Below are 15126 nucleotides of genomic sequence, written 5' to 3'. Positions count from 1 at the left end.
GGTGCTGTTACGGACACGTCGATCCGACCGCGTCGGTACCGGTCAGCCTAGTGCCCGCGGGCCGCGCTCTCGACGGGTGCCCTCAGGCCTCGTCGAGCAACTCCGCCGTGACCGCGGACTCGGTGTCCGGGACACCGGTGTCCTTCGCCTTGCGGTCCGCCATCGAGAGCAGCCGGCGGATCCGTCCTGCCACCGCGTCCTTGGTCATCGGCGGATCCGCCAACTGGCCCAGCTCTTCGAGCGAGGCCTGGCGATGCTGGACCCGCAGGTGACCGGCGGCCGCGAGATGGTCCGGGACGTCGTCGCCCAGAATGGCCAGGGCACGCTCGACCCGAGCCGCGGCCGCCACGGCCGCACGGGCGGATCGACGCAGGTTGGCATCGTCGAAGTTGGCGAGCCGGTTCGCGGTGGCCCGCACCTCCCGACGCATGCGGCGTTCCTCCCAGGTCAACCGGGTGTCCTGCGCGCCCATGTGGGTGAGCAGCGCGCCGATGGCCTCCCCGTCGCGCACCACCACGCGGTCGGCCCCGCGGACCTCACGCGCCTTCGCGGCGACGCCGAGACGACGTGCGGCCCCGACCAGCGCCAGGGCCGCCTCCGGCCCGGGGCAGCTGACCTCGAGGGCGGACGACCGACCGGGCTCGGTCAGCGAACCGTGGGCGAGGAACGCGCCGCGCCAGGCCGCGCCGGCATCGGCGACGGTGCCGCCCACCACCTGCGCCGGAAGACCGCGGACGGGTCGGCCCCGCAGGTCCAGCAGTCCCGTCTGCCGGGCGAGCGCCTCGCCGTCCTTGGCCACGCGGACCACCCAGCGGGTGCTCTTGCGCAGACCGCCGGCTCCCACCACGTGCACGTCCGCGCCGTACCCGAACAGGTCGAAGATCTCCCTACGGAGGCGCCGCGCGATGGAGAGCTGGTCCACCTCGGCCTCCACGACGACGCGGCCGGCGACGATGTGCAGTCCGCCGGCGAACCGCAGGAGGGCGGAAACCTCGGCCTTCCGAGACGACGCCTTCGACTCGGTCAGTCTGCTCAGTTCGTCCTTGACGTCGGCGGTCATGGCCACGACGAGGTGTCCTTCCTGTCACTGCTGGGGGTGCCGCCGGTCCACGACGCGACGACGTCCGCGAGTTTGGCGGGGTCGTGCGTGCGCAGCGTGTCCGACGCCACGTCGGCGTAGACGACGTCCGCACCGAAGAGGGCGGCCGCGCGGGCCAGATGGTCGCGCTCGGACCCCGGCGGGACCGACGCGGAATCGACCACCACGTGGTGCACCCGAAAACCGGGGGCGTGTTGGGACAGTACGTGCAGATGACGTTCCGCCGAGAATCCCGCGGTCTCCCCCGGCTCCGGGCCCAGGTTCAGCACGAGCACCTTGCGCGCCGCGGTGGCGGCCAGGGCGGCGAAGAGGTCGGGCACCAGAACGTGCGGGAGGACGCTCGAGAACCAGGACCCCGGACCCAACACCACCAGGTCCGCCCGCTCGATCGCGCGCACGGCGGACTCGGTGGCGGGCGGATCGGCCGGCCGGAGGCGAACTCGGCGGACCTTGCCCGGAGTGGTCGCGACGGCCACCTGCCCGCGAATCACCCGACTGACGCGCGGGTCCTCCTCGAGACCCGAGACGTCCGCCTCGATGTCGAGGGCCACCGGAGACATCGGCAGAACGCGACCGGCCACGTCGAGCACGCGCCCGAGCTCGTCCAGCGCGAGCACCGGATCGCCCAGGACCTCGGTGAGTCCGGCGAGCACGAGGTTGCCCACGCTGTGTCCGGCCAGCGCGCCGTTGCCGCCGAAGCGGTGCTGCACCACGTCGGCCCACAGCCGGCTCCGGGGGTCCTCCCCCGCGAGCGCCGCGAGCGCCATGCGGAGATCACCGGGCGGGATCATGCCGAGCTCGGCCCGCAGTCGGCCCGACGATCCTCCGTCGTCGGCAACGGTGACCACGGCCGTGACGTCGGCGGACAGGCGCCGGGCGGCGGACAACGTGGCGTACAGACCGTGACCGCCACCCAGTGCGACGATGCGGGGCGCGGTCACCACGGAACCGGAGTTCACTCGCGGCCCAGATCCCGGTGCACCACCCGCACCGTCGTGTCGGCGTCGCTCCGCAGTCGGGCCGCCAGGGCCTCGGTGACCGCGACGCTGCGGTGCTTGCCGCCGGTGCAGCCGACCCCGACGGTCATGTACCGCTTGCCCTCGCGCCGGTACCCGGCGAGGGTCAGCACCAGCAACCGGTGATAGAGGTCGAGGTACTCGTCCGCGCCCGGTTGGTTCAGCACGTAGCTCGCGACGTCCGGGTCCTGCCCGGTGCGGGCGCGAAGCTCCGGCACCCAGTGCGGGTTGGGCAGGAAGCGCATGTCGCACAGCACGTCCGCGTCCAGCGGCAGGCCGTACTTGAAGCCGAAGGATTCGACGGTGACCGCCACTGTGCCGGCCGCCTCGTCGCCGAACGCCGCGGCGATCCGCTCACGCAGGCCGTGGACCGACAGCACGCTCGTGTCGATCACCAGGTGGGCGCGTTCCTTCACCGGGGCCAGCCGGGCACGCTCACGGGCGATGCCCTCGCTCAACGTGCCGTCGGCGCCGTAGTTCTGCAGCGGATGGCTGCGCCGCACCGACTCGAAGCGTCGGATCAGGACGTCGTCGGACGCGTCGAGGAACAGCACCCGTGGTCGCACGTCGGCCGCCGCGAGATCACCGAGCAGGCTCGGGACGTCGCCGTTGAACAATCGACTACGGACGTCGACCACCAGCGCCAACCGCTCGAGCCGAGGCTCGGCCGACCGCCCGATCTCGATCATCCGGCCGATGAGCTCCGGCGGCATGTTGTCCGCGACGTACCACCCGAGGTCCTCGAGCACCTTGGCCGCCGTCCCCAGTCCCGCACCCGAGAGTCCGGTGACCAGCGCGACCTCGATGTCGTCGTCGCCGATGGCCCGGAGGTCACCGGTGTCGCTGCCGACGTTCCGGAGGTCACCGGTATCACTGTCCGTCCGTGGTGATGTCACTCGCCGACCGATCCTCTTCCCGAGACCGCGCTCGCCGGCTCCGCTGCGGAACGGTCGACTCCGGCCTCGTCGTCGGCCCCATCATCGCGCACCGGCTCGTCCGGTGCGACCGCGACGCCGGGGTCCACGGGATCGGACGATTCGGGCGAGTCGGGTACCGCGCCCACCCCGAGGGCGTCGAGCACGGCACGCGCCGTGGTCTCCCCGATGCCGGGCACCTCGACGATCTCGGACACCTGCGCCTGCTTGAGCTTGGCCACCGATCCGAAGTGCGACACCAGCGCGTTCCGCCGCGCCTCGCCCAGTCCGCGGACGGAATCCAGGGCCGACGCGGTCATCCGCTTGCTGCGCTTGCTGCGGTGGAAGGTGATGGCGAACCGGTGGGCCTCGTCGCGGACGCGCTGGAGCAGGAACAGCGATTCGCTGGTTCGCGGGAGGATCACCGGATCGGCCTCGCCCGGCACCCAGACCTCCTCCAGCCGCTTGGCCAGCCCGACGACGGCGACGTCGGTGACCCCGAGGTCGTCGAGCACCGCGGCGGCCGCGGCCACCTGGGGAGCACCGCCGTCGACGACGAACAGGTTGGGCGGGTAGGCGAACCGACGCGGCCGACCCGTCTGCGGGTCCAGGGCGGCCTCGGGAGCGAGATCGCCGCCGGAGTCCTTGCCGTGCCGGAGGAACCGCCGGCGGGTGACCTCGGCGATGCTGGCGACGTCGTCGGAGCGCCCGTCGCCCGCGGCCTCCTTGATGGCGTAGTGGCGGTAGTCGCTCTTGCGGGGCAGACCGTCCTCGAAGACGACCAGCGAGGCGACCACGTCGGTGCCCTGGACGTGCGAGATGTCGATGCACTCGATCCGCAGCGGGGCGGTGTCGAGGTCGAGGGCCTCCTGAATCCCCTGCAGTGCGGCCGAGCGCGACGTGAAATCGCCGGCCCGCTTCATCTTGTGCTGCTGCAGCGCCTCCTTGGCGTTGCGCGCCACCGTCTCCGCCAGTGCCTTCTTGTCGCCGCGCTGCGGCACCCGCAGCTTGACCGAGGATCCGCGCAGCTCCGAGAGCCAGGCGGTGATCTCCTCCGCGTCCGGCGGGAGCACCGGCACCAGGACCTCCCGCGGCACGGCGGTGGCCGCACCCTCGTCGGTAGTGGCCGACAACGCGGCCTGCTCGCCGTAGAACTGGGTGAGGAACTGCGAGACCAGTGCGGCGTCGCCGCCGGGGTCGATCGCGGCGGCGCCGCCGGGGTCGGTGGTCGAGCCCGAGTCCGATTCGAGGCCGCTCTCGACGACTTCGCCGGCCTTCTCCACGACCCAACCGCGTTGTCCGCGGACCCGGCCGCCGCGGACGTGGAACACCTGCACCGCGGCCTCGAGATCGTCGCCGGCGAAGGCGACGAGATCGGCGTCCGTCCCGTCGCCGAGCACCACGGCCTGCTTCTCCAGGGCGCGCTTGAGGGCGCCGATGTCGTCCCGCAGGCGGGCGGCGGCCTCGAAGTCCAGGTCCTCGGACGCGGCCTGCATGCGGTTCTCGAGCTCGCGCACCAGCTTGTCCGTCTTGCCCGACAGGAAGTCGCAGAAGTCCTCGACGGTGCGACGGTGCTCCGCGGCGGACACGCGATCGATGCACGGCGCCGAGCACTTGTCGATGTAGCCGAGCAGACAGGGGCGGCCGATCTGACCGTGGCGCTTGAACACCCCGGCCGAGCAGGTGCGAGCCGGGAAGACGCGGAGCAGCAGGTCGAGGGTCTCGCGGATGGCCCAGGCGTGGGCGTACGGGCCGAAGTACCGCACGCCCTTGCGGCGCGGCCCGCGGTAGACGAACAGCCGCGGATACTCCTCGTTCATGGTGACCGCGAGCATGGGATAGCTCTTGTCGTCGCGGTACCGGACGTTGAAGCGGGGGTCGAACTCCTTGATCCAGTTGTACTCGAGCTGCAGCGCCTCGACCTCGGTGGTGACCACCGTCCACTCGACGGACGCCGCCGTCGTGACCATCTGGCGGGTGCGCGGATGCAGACCCGCGATGTCGGCGAAATAGGAATTGAGACGGCTGCGCAGGCTCTTGGCCTTGCCGACGTAGATCACTCGTCCGTGCGGGTCGCGGAACTTGTAGACGCCGGGCTCGACCGGGATGGTCCCGGTGGCCGGGCGGTATGTAGCGGGGTCGGGCACAGTCTCCAGGTTAGTCGCCGGGTGCGACACGTCCGCCGCGGCGCCGGGCGGTGGTTCGCGCACCGAACGAGTTCGCCGAAGTGCCTCGGGGAACGCGCGGGCAGGGTGTGATGGACCGATGACGCCCGCCGATCGGTACACCCGCCGCCCCGTCCGACGCGCCGTCGCGGTGATGATCGCCGCATCCCTCGCCGCGACCGGCTGCACGTCCGGATCGTCATCCGACGACGACTCGTCCTCGGCCGAGGGTGCGGCCCCGGAAGCCTGCGTGGCCGCCGGCGGGGGCACACCCGTCATCGGCGCGCCGGGCACCGGAGCGGACGGTGCGCCGGAGATCGGCACCGGCTACCGGACAGGGATGGTCGCGGTGACCACACCCGAGTACTCGGTGGCCACCGCCAACCCCCTCGCCACCGAGGCCGCGTGTGCCGTGCTGCGCGACGGCGGCACCGCCGCCGACGCCCTCGTGACCGCCCAGACGGTCCTCGGCCTCGTCGAGCCGCAGAGCTCCGGGATCGGCGGCGGTGCGTTCCTGATGTACCTCGACGGCGAGACCGGAGAGTTGCAGGCCTACGACGGACGCGAGACGGCGCCGGCCTCGGCGACCGGCGACTACCTCCGGTACGTCGACGACGTCCCCCCGACCGACCGCCCGGCGAACCTCGGCGCACCGGTGCCCGACGCCCGGTCCAGCGGGCGGGCCGTCGGGGTTCCGGGTGCGGTGCGCCTGCTCGAGCGCGTCCACGCCGATCACGGACGCACCGACTGGCGCGAGCTGTTCGACCCGGCGGTGCGGCTGGCCGACGACGGCTTCACGATCGGCGAGCGCATGGCGTCGTCGATCGCCGGGTCCGCGCCGCAGCTCGCGCTCGATCCGCCGTCGGCCGCCTACTTCCTCGAGCCGGACGGGTCGCCGAAGTCGGCGGGCACCGTGCTGACCAACCCCGCGATGGCCAAGACTCTCGGTGCGATCGCCACCGATGGCGCCGACGCGTTCTACACGGGGTCGATCGCGCAGTCGATCGTCGACGCCGTGGCCGACACCACCGCCGGACGCACCGCGGGGCGCCTCACGCTGGACGATCTTGCGTCCTACCGCGTGATCGACCGTGATCCCGTCTGCGGCGACTACCGGGACGCGGTGGTCTGCGGCATGCCGGGTCCGTCGTCCGGCGGAATCGCCGTCGCGCAGACCCTCGGCATCCTGTCCGCGTTCGACCTGGACCGGTACCCGCCCCAGCACACCGAGACCGACGGCGGCGTGCCCGATCCGCGGGCGGCCCACCTGATCGCCGAGGCCGAGCGGCTCGCCTACGCGGACCGGGACAAGTACGTGGCCGACCCCGACTACATCCCGCTGCCCGGCGGATCGCCGGACGCCCTGCTCGACCCGGACTACCTGCGCTCGCGGGCGGTGACCATCGATCCCGGTCGCAGCATGGGCACCGCCGTCGCCGGCGACTTCGGGCCGGTGCCGATGAGCAGCTATCGGGGTCCCGAGTCGGGCACGTCCCACATCGTCGTCGCCGATCGCGACGGGGACGTGGCGTCGATGACGACGACGGTGGAATCGGCGTTCGGCTCGTTCCACATGACGGAGGGGTTCCTGCTGAACAATCAGCTGACGGACTTCTCCGCCGCTCCCGACGGCCCGGACGGGCCCGTCGCCAACCGCGTCGAGCCGGGCAAACGGCCGCGGAGCTCGATGGCGCCGACCGTGGTCTTCGACCGGGACGACGCGGGCGGGCGAGGTGACGTCCGTCTGGTGACCGGGTCACCGGGCGGGTCCGCGATCATCCAGTACGTCGTGAAGAACCTGGTCGCGATGCTCGACTGGGGCCTCGATCCGCAGCAGGCCGTGTCGATGGTCAACGTGGGCGCGTCCAACTCCCCGACCACCAACGTCGGCGGCGAGCATCCGGCGGTCGACACCGCGAACGACGGAGCGAACGACCCTCTGGTGCAGGGATTGCGCGAGCGCGGGCACCTGGTGTCGCTCGCCGACCAGACGAGCGGGTCGAGCGCACTCGTTCGGACGGAGACCGGTTGGTCCGGCGGCGCGGATCCGCGTCGGGAAGGAACCGTGGCCGGCGGTTAACGGGCCGGGTCGGTGTACTTCGCCTCGAGGGCGCGGAAGGTGCGGGCGGCGTGGACGGCGTACTCGCGATCGTTGGCCTGGATGGCCATGACGGGGACGTACTCGTCGTCGGGCAGTTCGATGCGTGCCCAGCTCGCTCCCGGCGAGAAGGACAGTCCCTGCACGAGGTCCCAGGGCACGAGTTTCTCCGACAGCAGGTTGCGCACGAGGACACCCTGCGCCCCGACGCGGATGCGGGGTCGGGTGAGCAACAGCACGCCGGCGCCCATGCCACAGCCGATGGCGATCATGGCGAGTTGGTCGACGCGCTGGAAGTAGACACCCGTGTTGCCGGTGCGCAGCAGGATGCCGAGCACGGTGTGGACGGCCACGAGCAGGGCGGCGACGGCGACGGCGTAGCGGGCGCTCTTGCGGGGACGCGCCTCGAGTTCCCAGCCCTCGGCACTCGTCGTCCGCATCGTCTCGGCCTTCTCGTTCATGTGGGTTCCCCTCGGAGGGTGGCCAGGGTCAGCGCGGTGTCCACCGCCGCGGCGACGGCCTGCGCGCCCTTGTCCTCCTTGGACCCGGGCAGGCCGGCGCGATCGAGCGCCTGCTGCTCGTCGTTCACGGTGAGGACGCCGTTGGTCACGGGCGTCGACTCGTCGAGCGAGACGCGGGTGAGTCCGGCGGTCACGGCGTCGCAGACGTACTCGAAATGCGGGGTGCCGCCGCGGATCACGACACCGAGAGCCACGACCGCGTCGTGCGTGCGGGCCAGTTGCTGTGCCACCACGGGGATCTCGATCGCACCGGCGACGCGCACCAGCGTGACGTCGGTCAGACCGACCTCCTCGGCCTTGCGCATGGCCCCCTCGATCAGGGCGGTGCTGACCTTCTCGTGCCACTGGCCGGCCACGACGGCGACGCGCAACCGCTCGGCCCCGGACAGCTGCAGGACGGGTTCGCCGGCGCCGCTCATGTCACAGACCTCCTGCGTCGGGAGTGATGGTGGGGGTGTCGAAGGCGTCGAGCCCGATCAGGTCGTGCCCCATCCGGTCGCGCTTGGTGCGCAGGTAGGTCAGGTTCTCGGCGTTGGCGCGCAGCGGCATCGGCACGCGCTCGGTGATCTGCAGCCCGTACCCGTCGAGCCCGACCCGCTTGGCCGGGTTGTTGGTCAGCAGGCGCATCGACGAGATGCCGAGGTCGACGAGGATCTGTGCGCCGATGCCGTAGTCGCGGGCGTCGGCGGGCAGACCCAGGGCGAGATTGGCGTCGACGGTGTCCGAGCCGGCGTCCTGCAACTGGTAGGCCTGCAACTTGTGCAGCAGTCCGATGCCTCGGCCCTCGTGGCCGCGCATGTACAGCACGACACCGCGACCTTCGGTCGCCACCATGTCGAGAGCGGCGTCGAGCTGGGGGCCGCAATCGCAGCGCAGCGATCCGAACACGTCGCCGGTCAGGCACTCCGAGTGCACCCGGACGAGCACGTCGCTGCCGTCGCCGTCGGGCCCGGCGATGTCACCGCGCACCAGCGCGACGTGCTCGACGTCCTCGTACACGCTCTGGTAGCCGACGGCGCGGAACTCGCCGTGGCGGGTGGGAATGCGGGCCTCGGCGACGCGGACCACATGCTTCTCGTGCTTGCGTCGCCACGCGATGAGGTCGGCGATGGAGATCAGGGCGAGGTCGTGGTCGTCGGCGAAGACCCGCAGCTCGTCCGTCTGCGCCATCGCGCCCTCGTCCTTCTGGCTGACGATCTCGCAGATGACGCCGGCCGGCCGCAGATCGGCCATCCGGGCCAGGTCGACCGCCGCCTCCGTGTGGCCGGGGCGGCGCAGGACGCCGCCCTCCTTCGCCCGCAGCGGGACGACGTGACCGGGCCGGGTGAAGTCGTGCGCACCGGTGGTGGGATCGGCCAGCAGACGCATCGTCGCGGCGCGGTCCGACGCGGAGATGCCGGTCCCGATGCCCTCGCGGGCGTCGACCGTGACGGTGTACGCGGTGCCGTGCTTGTCCTGGTTGGTCGCGTACATCGGCGGCAGACCGAGGCGGTCGCAGTCCTCACCGGACAGCGGAACACAGAGGTAACCCGAGGTGTAGCGCACCATGAACGCCACCAGCTCCGGGGTGGCCTTCTCCGCGGCGAAGATGAGATCGCCCTCGTTCTCGCGGTCCTCGTCGTCCACGACGACGACGGCCTTGCCGGCCGCGATGTCCGCGATTGCTCGCTCGATGGTGTCGAACCTGGTCACGCGTCGCGCTCCCCACGTCAGGCCGCCCGCGGCGGTGCGGGCGGGGTCGGTCCTATCAGACTACGGTCCGGGCACCGTCGGCCCGGCGATCGGTCGGAGTTCAGTCGGCGTTCTGCAGCCGCTCGACGTACTTGGCGATCACGTCGACCTCGAGGTTGACGGTGGTTCCCGGCTCGGCGGTACCCAGGGTCGTGAGGCCGAGCGTGGTCGGGATCAGGGAGACCTCGAACCACTGGTCGTCGCCGGTTCCATCGAGCGCCGACACGGTCAACGACACTCCGTCGACGGTGATCGATCCCTTGTGCACGACGTACCGGGCGACCTCGCGCGGCAGGGCGACGCGCACCACCGTCCAGTTCTCCGACGGCGTGCGCGAGATCACCGTGCCCGTGCCGTCCACGTGGCCCTGCACGAGGTGTCCCCCGAGACGGGAGCCGAGCGACGCCGCGCGCTCGAGGTTGACCCGGCTGCCGACTCGGAGCGACCCGAGCGACGAGCGCGACAGGGTCTCCTGCATCACGTCCGCGGTGAACGCCCCCTCGCGGACCTCGACGACGGTCAGGCACACGCCGTTGACCGCGATCGAGTCCCCGTGCGAGGCGTCCGAGGTGACCACGGCGCCCTCGACGGTGAACCGGGCGGCGTCCGCCAGGTCTTCCTTCGCGGTGACCGTGCCGAGTTCTTCGACTATTCCGGTGAACATGTCTGCTCCTGCTGGGTTCGGGCTGCGGCGGGGTGGGAGGGGGCTGCGGCGGGGACGAGGTCGAGGCGGAGATCCTCGCCGAGCGCGGTGACGGACTCCCGTCGGAACCGCCGGGCGTCGGCGAGTGTTCCCACCACCGTGGACTCCACGGCGCTGCGGCCGGCGCCGAGCACCGTCGGCGCGAGATACACGACGAGTCGGTCCACCAGGTCGGCGTCGAGGAAGGCCGCGGCCAGTGTGGCGCCGCCTTCCACAAGGACGTCGTTCACGTCGTCCAGCGCGGCCAGGACGACGTGCGGATCGTGGTCGCGCACGACCCTGGTGGGCGCCGAGTCGTCGAGAACGCGCAGACCGGTGGGCAGGTCCCGACGGCCGACCACCACCCGCAGCGGCTGCCGCGCCGCGAGCGTGCCGTCGTCGCCCCGCGCGGTGAGTGCGGGATCGTCGGCCAGGACCGTGCCGGTTCCCACGACGATCGCATCGAGCCGGGCGCGTTCGGCGTGCACGTCCGCGCGCGCGGCGGGACCGGTGATCCACCGGCTGGTGCCGTCCGGTGCGGCGATACGCCCGTCGAGGGTCGAGGCGAGCTTCAGCGTGACGTGCGGTCGACCGGTGCGCTGCCGGTGCAGCCAGGCCCGCAACGGACCGCGAGCGACCTCGTCGGCGAGGCGCCCGGACTCCACGGCGACGCCTGCACGGGTGAGCGTCTCGCCACCGCCGGACGCGGCGGGCGTCGGATCGGCGAGGGCGTGGACGACGCGCGCCACACCCGCGGCGAGCAACGCCTCGGTGCACGGGCCGGTGCGGCCGGTGTGGTCGCAGGGCTCGAGGGTCACCACGGCCGTGCCGCCGGCCGCGGCGGCACCGGCCTCGCGCAGGGCGACCACCTCCGCGTGCGGTCCGCCCGGGGCCGCCGTGGCCCCGGTGCCCACGACGCGGTGTTCGGCGTCCAGGATCACCGCGCCCACGGGCGGATTCGGCGTGCTGATTCCGCGCGCCGACTCGCTGACGGCGACGGCGATCCGCATCGCCTCGTCGACGACCGCCGACGGCAGCGGAACCATCAGGCGGTGAGGTGGGGTGACGCCGACGCCGCGGCGGCGCGCAGAGCCGCCACCGCGCGCCCCGGATCGTCGGTGTTGTAGACGGCGGACCCGGCGACGAAGCAGTCGATGCCGGCCTCGGCGGCCTGCGCGATCGTGTCGTCGTTGATGCCGCCGTCGATCTCGACCACCAGACGCAACTCACCGGCGTCGACCAGTCGGCGCACCGTGCGGGCCTTGTCCAGGACCTCGGGCATGAAGCTCTGGCCGCCGAATCCCGGCTCGACGCTCATCACCAGCAGCGTGTCGAAGTCGCGCAGGATCTCGAGGTACGGCTCGATCGGGGTGTTCGGCTTGATCGACAGACCGGCCTTGGCCCCGGCGGCCCGGATGTCGCGGGCCACCCCGGACGGATCGTCGGCGGCCTCGGCGTGGAAGGTGACGTTGTAGGCGCCCGCCTCGGCGTACGGCGGCGCCCACCGTGCGGGGTCCTCGATCATCAGGTGGCAGTCGAGCGGGATGTCCGTCGCCTTCAGCAGGCTGGACACCACGGGCAGTCCGAGCGTGAGGTTGGGAACGAAGTGGGCGTCCATGACGTCGACGTGCAGCCAGTCGCTTCCCGCGACGGCGGCGGCCTCGTCGGCCAGTCGCGCGAAGTCGGCCGAGAGAATCGACGGCGCGATCATCGGGTGCCGCGGGGTCGGGGACGCATCGGTAGGAGCCACGGGCATGGAGCCTAACCGGGTCCCCGTCACCCCAGCAGCCCCGGTTCCACGACGTCCACGGCGTCGTCGATGGCGTCGGCGAGCAGGAACTGGCCGGCGTCGGTGGGGTGATCCCCGTCGTCCCGGATGATCGCCGGGTCGGCGAGCCATCCCGCGTCGAGGGTGTCGACATAGTCCACGTCCGAGGCGAGCGCCGCGGCCTCCACCGCGGAATCGACGTCGCGCAGTTCCGCCGGGACCGGGACGTCGCCGCTCCAGATGGGGCCGACGGCCACGACCTCGGCCGCCGGAGCTCCGGCGTGCAGCCGGGCGAACAGCGTCAGGGCGGCGTCGTACACCTCGGTCGGGTCCTCGTCCACGTCGTTCTCGCTGCCGACCACCAGCACGACGTCGGGATCCGCGGCCACGGCGTCGTCGACCTCGTCGCCGAACGTTCCCCACTCGTCGTCACCCGCCACGTAGCCGGCACCGCCGAGACTGACGTTGATCAGGTCGAAGCCGTGTTCGTCGGCGAGCACCTCCGGCCAGACCACGTCGTTGCCGGAGCCCGACGAGAAGGAGTCGCCGAGGACGGCCACCCGCTCCGGTGACGCCGTCGCGGCGTTCTCGGCGACGGCGACGGACGCCGGCACCGGATCGGGAGCGGCGACCGGGGCGGTCGACGTCGTTCCGGCCGCGCACCCGGCGCCCAGCAGTGCCAGCCCGGCGAGTACGGCCACCGCACCGCGCGTGGTCATTGCGCACCGCCGGGACGTCGCAGGGCCGCGAAGAACATGGCGTCGGTGCCGTGCCGGTGCGGCCACAGCTGAACGTGGGTTCCGGCCGATCCGTCGCGCCCCGGCGTCGGCCGCGTCGATCGCGGCACACCCGGCACCGTCACCCCGGTGTCGAGACCGATCAACCCATGGCGTCGCACCGCGTCACCGACCACGCCGATCGTCTCGGACAGGTGCGGCGAGCAGGTCGCGTAGACCACGACCCCGCCCGGGCGGACGAGCGCGACGGCTGCGGCGAGCAGCTCGCGTTGCAGAGCGACCAGGCCCGCGACGTCCTCCGGCCGACGACGCCAGCGCGCCTCGGGGCGGCGACGCAGTGCTCCGAGCCCGGTACACGGCGCGTCGACGAGGATGCGGTCGTAGCCCGGCTCGAGACCGCTGGACCGACCGTCGACGGTGTGCACCGTGACCGGCAGGTCGCGCGTCGACGACCGCACCAGATCGGCGCGATGCTCGGACGGCTCCACCGCGTCGACGGTCGCACCGTCCACGGCCGCCAGTGCGCCCAGCAGTGCGGCCTTGCCGCCGGGCCCCGCGCACAGGTCCAGCCAGCGGCCGCCGTCGTCACCCTCGAGGGGCGCCTCGACGAGCGCTCGGGCGACGAGCTGACTGCCCTCGTCCTGCACGCCGGCCAGTCCCTCGCGTACCGCGTCGAGGCGGCCGGGATCCCCGCCGTCCAGGTGCACGGCGTAGGGCGACCACGGACCGACCTCGCCACCGGTGACCAGGGCCAGCTCGTCCGCCGAGATCTCCCCCGGCCGTGCGACCAGGTGGACGGCCGGGCGCGCGTCGTCCGCCGCGAGCAGTTCGTCGAGTTCGCCGGCGTCCGCGCCGAGAGCGTCGTGGAAGGCCTGCGCGATCCACGTCGGGTGCGCATGACGGAAGGCCGCGTTCCCCATGGGGTCGCGGTCGGCTGGCGGGGCCAACTCCGCGACCCAGTCGGCCTCGGTGCGTTCGGACACGCGCCGCAGCACGGCGTTGACGAAGCCGGACTTCCCGGGGCCGGCCTCGGCGCGCACCATGTCCACGGACGTCGCCACCGCGGCGTGCGGGGCGATACGGGTGCGCAGAAGTTGGTAGGCGCCGAGGCGGAGGACGTCCAGCAGCGGCCCGTCGATCTCCTCGACCGGGCGCGACGCCGCGTGCGCGATCACGGAGTCCAGCAGCCCGCGAGCTCGCGAGGCGCCGTAGGCGAGTTCGGTGGCCAGCGCCGCGTCCCGCTCACCGAGACGCCGCTCGCGGAGCAGGGCGGGCAAAACGAGGTTGGCGTAGGCGTCGCGCTCCCGGACCGCGCGCAGGACGTCGCGCGCCGCGACGCGGGCAGGGTCGAGTCCGGCCTCCGCGGGGTTCGGGCGGTTCGCCTGGCGGGGTCGAGTGTTGCTCCGCGCCGGGTTGCCGGCACGGGTCCTGGACGGGCGACGCTTGCCGGAGCGACCCTGATTCTCGCTCATCGGATCACCGCCCCGTCCACGTCCCGCGCTCCTCGTGCCCAGTCGGTCGCCGCCATCTGCTTCTTCCCCTGAGCCTGTACCCAACTCAACTCCACCGCGGCGGTGGCGGTTCCCACCAGGACGGCCCGCTTGCGCACCTCGACGACCCCGGGGGGCAGCGACTCCTCCGTGACGGTCACGGGACCCAGCTTGAGGCGCAGATCGTGGAGCTCGGCCCACGCCCCGGGTGCCGGTGTGACACTGCGCACGTGGCGGTCCACGGCGACCGCGGGACGGGTGAAGTCGACACGCGCGGCGTCCACCGTGACCTTCGGGGCCACCGAGACGCCGTCGGTCGACTGCGGCACCGCGGTCAGTGCGCCGTCCTCGAGACCGTCCATCGTCGCCTCCAGCAGCCCGGCGCCGCTCTCGGCCAGGCGGCCGAGCAGATCGCCCGCGGTGTCGTCGGCGCGTACGGTCTCGGTGACCACTCCGAACACCGGCCCCGTGTCCAGACCCTCCTCGATGCGGAACGTCGTGGCACCGGTCACCTCGTCTCCCGCGGCGAGGGCGGCCTGGACCGGAGCGGCGCCCCGCCACGCCGGGAGCAGCGAGAAGTGCAGGTTGACCCAGCCGTGGCGGGGCAGCTCGAGCAGCGGCGGACGCAGGAGCGCCCCGTAGGCGACGACGGGACAGCAGTCCGGCTCCCACTCGGCCAGCGTGCGCAGGGCGTCGGCGTCGCCCGGTCGGTGCGGCTGGAGCACCGGGATCGCGTGCTCGTCCGCCAACTGTGCGACGGGCGAGCGCACTACCCGGCGACCCCGTCCGGCAACCGTGTCGGGGCGGGTGAGCACGCCCACCACCTCGTGTCGGGGCGAGGCGAGCAGACGTCGCAGAGCGGGCAGAGCGGGTTCGGGAGTTCCGGCGAAGACGAGACGCACGCG

The 15126-nt window shown here is 72.5% G+C and carries 14 protein-coding genes; 1 reads left to right on the top strand and 13 read right to left on the bottom strand.

Annotated features, from left to right (window positions below; all coding sequences use genetic code 11):
• Positions 1-82: 82 nt before the first annotated feature.
• From whiA to uvrC, 4 genes are all read right to left on the bottom strand, one after another.
• Positions 83-1060, bottom strand: coding sequence for a DNA-binding protein WhiA (gene whiA / locus A3Q40_RS08060; protein ID WP_201133044.1), 978 nt, complete (start codon positions 1058-1060; stop codon positions 83-85).
• A complete protein-coding gene (locus tag A3Q40_RS08055) occupies positions 1057-2040 on the bottom strand; it encodes a gluconeogenesis factor YvcK family protein (RefSeq protein WP_068105647.1) in 984 nt (327 codons plus the stop codon). The genes whiA and A3Q40_RS08055 overlap by 4 nt, the downstream gene beginning before the upstream one ends.
• A 14-nt stretch (positions 2041-2054) precedes the next feature.
• Entirely contained in the window at positions 2055-2936 is an 882-nt protein-coding gene (gene rapZ, locus A3Q40_RS08050) for an RNase adapter RapZ (protein WP_068105643.1), read from the bottom strand.
• 71 nt (positions 2937-3007) lie between these two features.
• Entirely contained in the window at positions 3008-5176 is a 2169-nt protein-coding gene (uvrC, locus tag A3Q40_RS08045; protein ID WP_068105640.1) for an excinuclease ABC subunit UvrC, read from the bottom strand.
• A gap of 118 nt (positions 5177-5294) precedes the next feature.
• Here uvrC and ggt point away from each other — a divergent pair, with 118 nt between their 5' ends.
• Positions 5295-7274, top strand: a complete 1980-nt coding sequence (gene ggt, locus A3Q40_RS08040) for a gamma-glutamyltransferase (RefSeq protein ID WP_068101094.1) — start codon at positions 5295-5297, stop codon at positions 7272-7274.
• Here ggt and A3Q40_RS08035 read toward each other — a convergent pair.
• From A3Q40_RS08035 to fmt, 9 genes are all read right to left on the bottom strand, one after another.
• Positions 7271-7753: a PH domain-containing protein gene (locus A3Q40_RS08035; protein WP_235606518.1), complete on the bottom strand. Its 483-nt coding sequence runs from the start codon at positions 7751-7753 to the stop codon at positions 7271-7273. The two genes, ggt and A3Q40_RS08035, sit on opposite strands and share 4 nt — an antisense overlap.
• On the bottom strand, positions 7750-8232 hold the full coding sequence (gene ribH / locus A3Q40_RS08030; RefSeq protein WP_068101089.1) for a 6,7-dimethyl-8-ribityllumazine synthase: 483 nt from the start codon (positions 8230-8232) through the stop codon (positions 7750-7752). Before ribH ends, A3Q40_RS08035 begins: the two co-directional genes overlap by 4 nt.
• 1 nt (position 8233) lies before the next feature.
• On the bottom strand, positions 8234-9505 hold the full coding sequence (locus A3Q40_RS08025) for a bifunctional 3,4-dihydroxy-2-butanone-4-phosphate synthase/GTP cyclohydrolase II (protein WP_068101081.1): 1272 nt from the start codon (positions 9503-9505) through the stop codon (positions 8234-8236).
• Positions 9506-9605: 100 nt separating this feature from the next.
• Positions 9606-10208 (bottom strand): riboflavin synthase, encoded by a 603-nt coding sequence (locus A3Q40_RS08020; protein ID WP_068101078.1) that lies wholly within the window; start codon positions 10206-10208, stop codon positions 9606-9608.
• Positions 10193-11272: a bifunctional diaminohydroxyphosphoribosylaminopyrimidine deaminase/5-amino-6-(5-phosphoribosylamino)uracil reductase RibD gene (gene ribD / locus A3Q40_RS08015; RefSeq protein ID WP_068101075.1), complete on the bottom strand. Its 1080-nt coding sequence runs from the start codon at positions 11270-11272 to the stop codon at positions 10193-10195. Before ribD ends, A3Q40_RS08020 begins: the two co-directional genes overlap by 16 nt.
• Positions 11272-11937 carry a ribulose-phosphate 3-epimerase gene (gene rpe / locus A3Q40_RS08010; RefSeq protein ID WP_068101071.1) on the bottom strand — a complete coding sequence of 222 codons (666 nt, stop codon included), beginning with the start codon at positions 11935-11937 and terminating at the stop codon, positions 11272-11274. The genes ribD and rpe overlap by 1 nt, the downstream gene beginning before the upstream one ends.
• A 65-nt stretch (positions 11938-12002) precedes the next feature.
• A complete protein-coding gene (locus A3Q40_RS08005; protein ID WP_068101067.1) occupies positions 12003-12713 on the bottom strand; it encodes an SGNH/GDSL hydrolase family protein in 711 nt (236 codons plus the stop codon).
• Positions 12710-14203: an RsmB/NOP family class I SAM-dependent RNA methyltransferase gene (locus A3Q40_RS08000; RefSeq protein WP_068101064.1), complete on the bottom strand. Its 1494-nt coding sequence runs from the start codon at positions 14201-14203 to the stop codon at positions 12710-12712. The genes A3Q40_RS08005 and A3Q40_RS08000 overlap by 4 nt, the downstream gene beginning before the upstream one ends.
• Positions 14200-15123, bottom strand: coding sequence for a methionyl-tRNA formyltransferase (fmt, locus tag A3Q40_RS07995; RefSeq protein ID WP_068101061.1), 924 nt, complete (start codon positions 15121-15123; stop codon positions 14200-14202). Before fmt ends, A3Q40_RS08000 begins: the two co-directional genes overlap by 4 nt.
• Between the last annotated feature and the right edge of the window lie 3 nt (positions 15124-15126).

Source organism: Rhodococcus sp. PBTS 1, assembly GCF_001620025.1.
Lineage (GTDB): Bacteria > Actinomycetota > Actinomycetes > Mycobacteriales > Mycobacteriaceae > Rhodococcoides > Rhodococcoides kroppenstedtii.
This window is presented reverse-complemented; position numbering and strand designations above follow the sequence as displayed.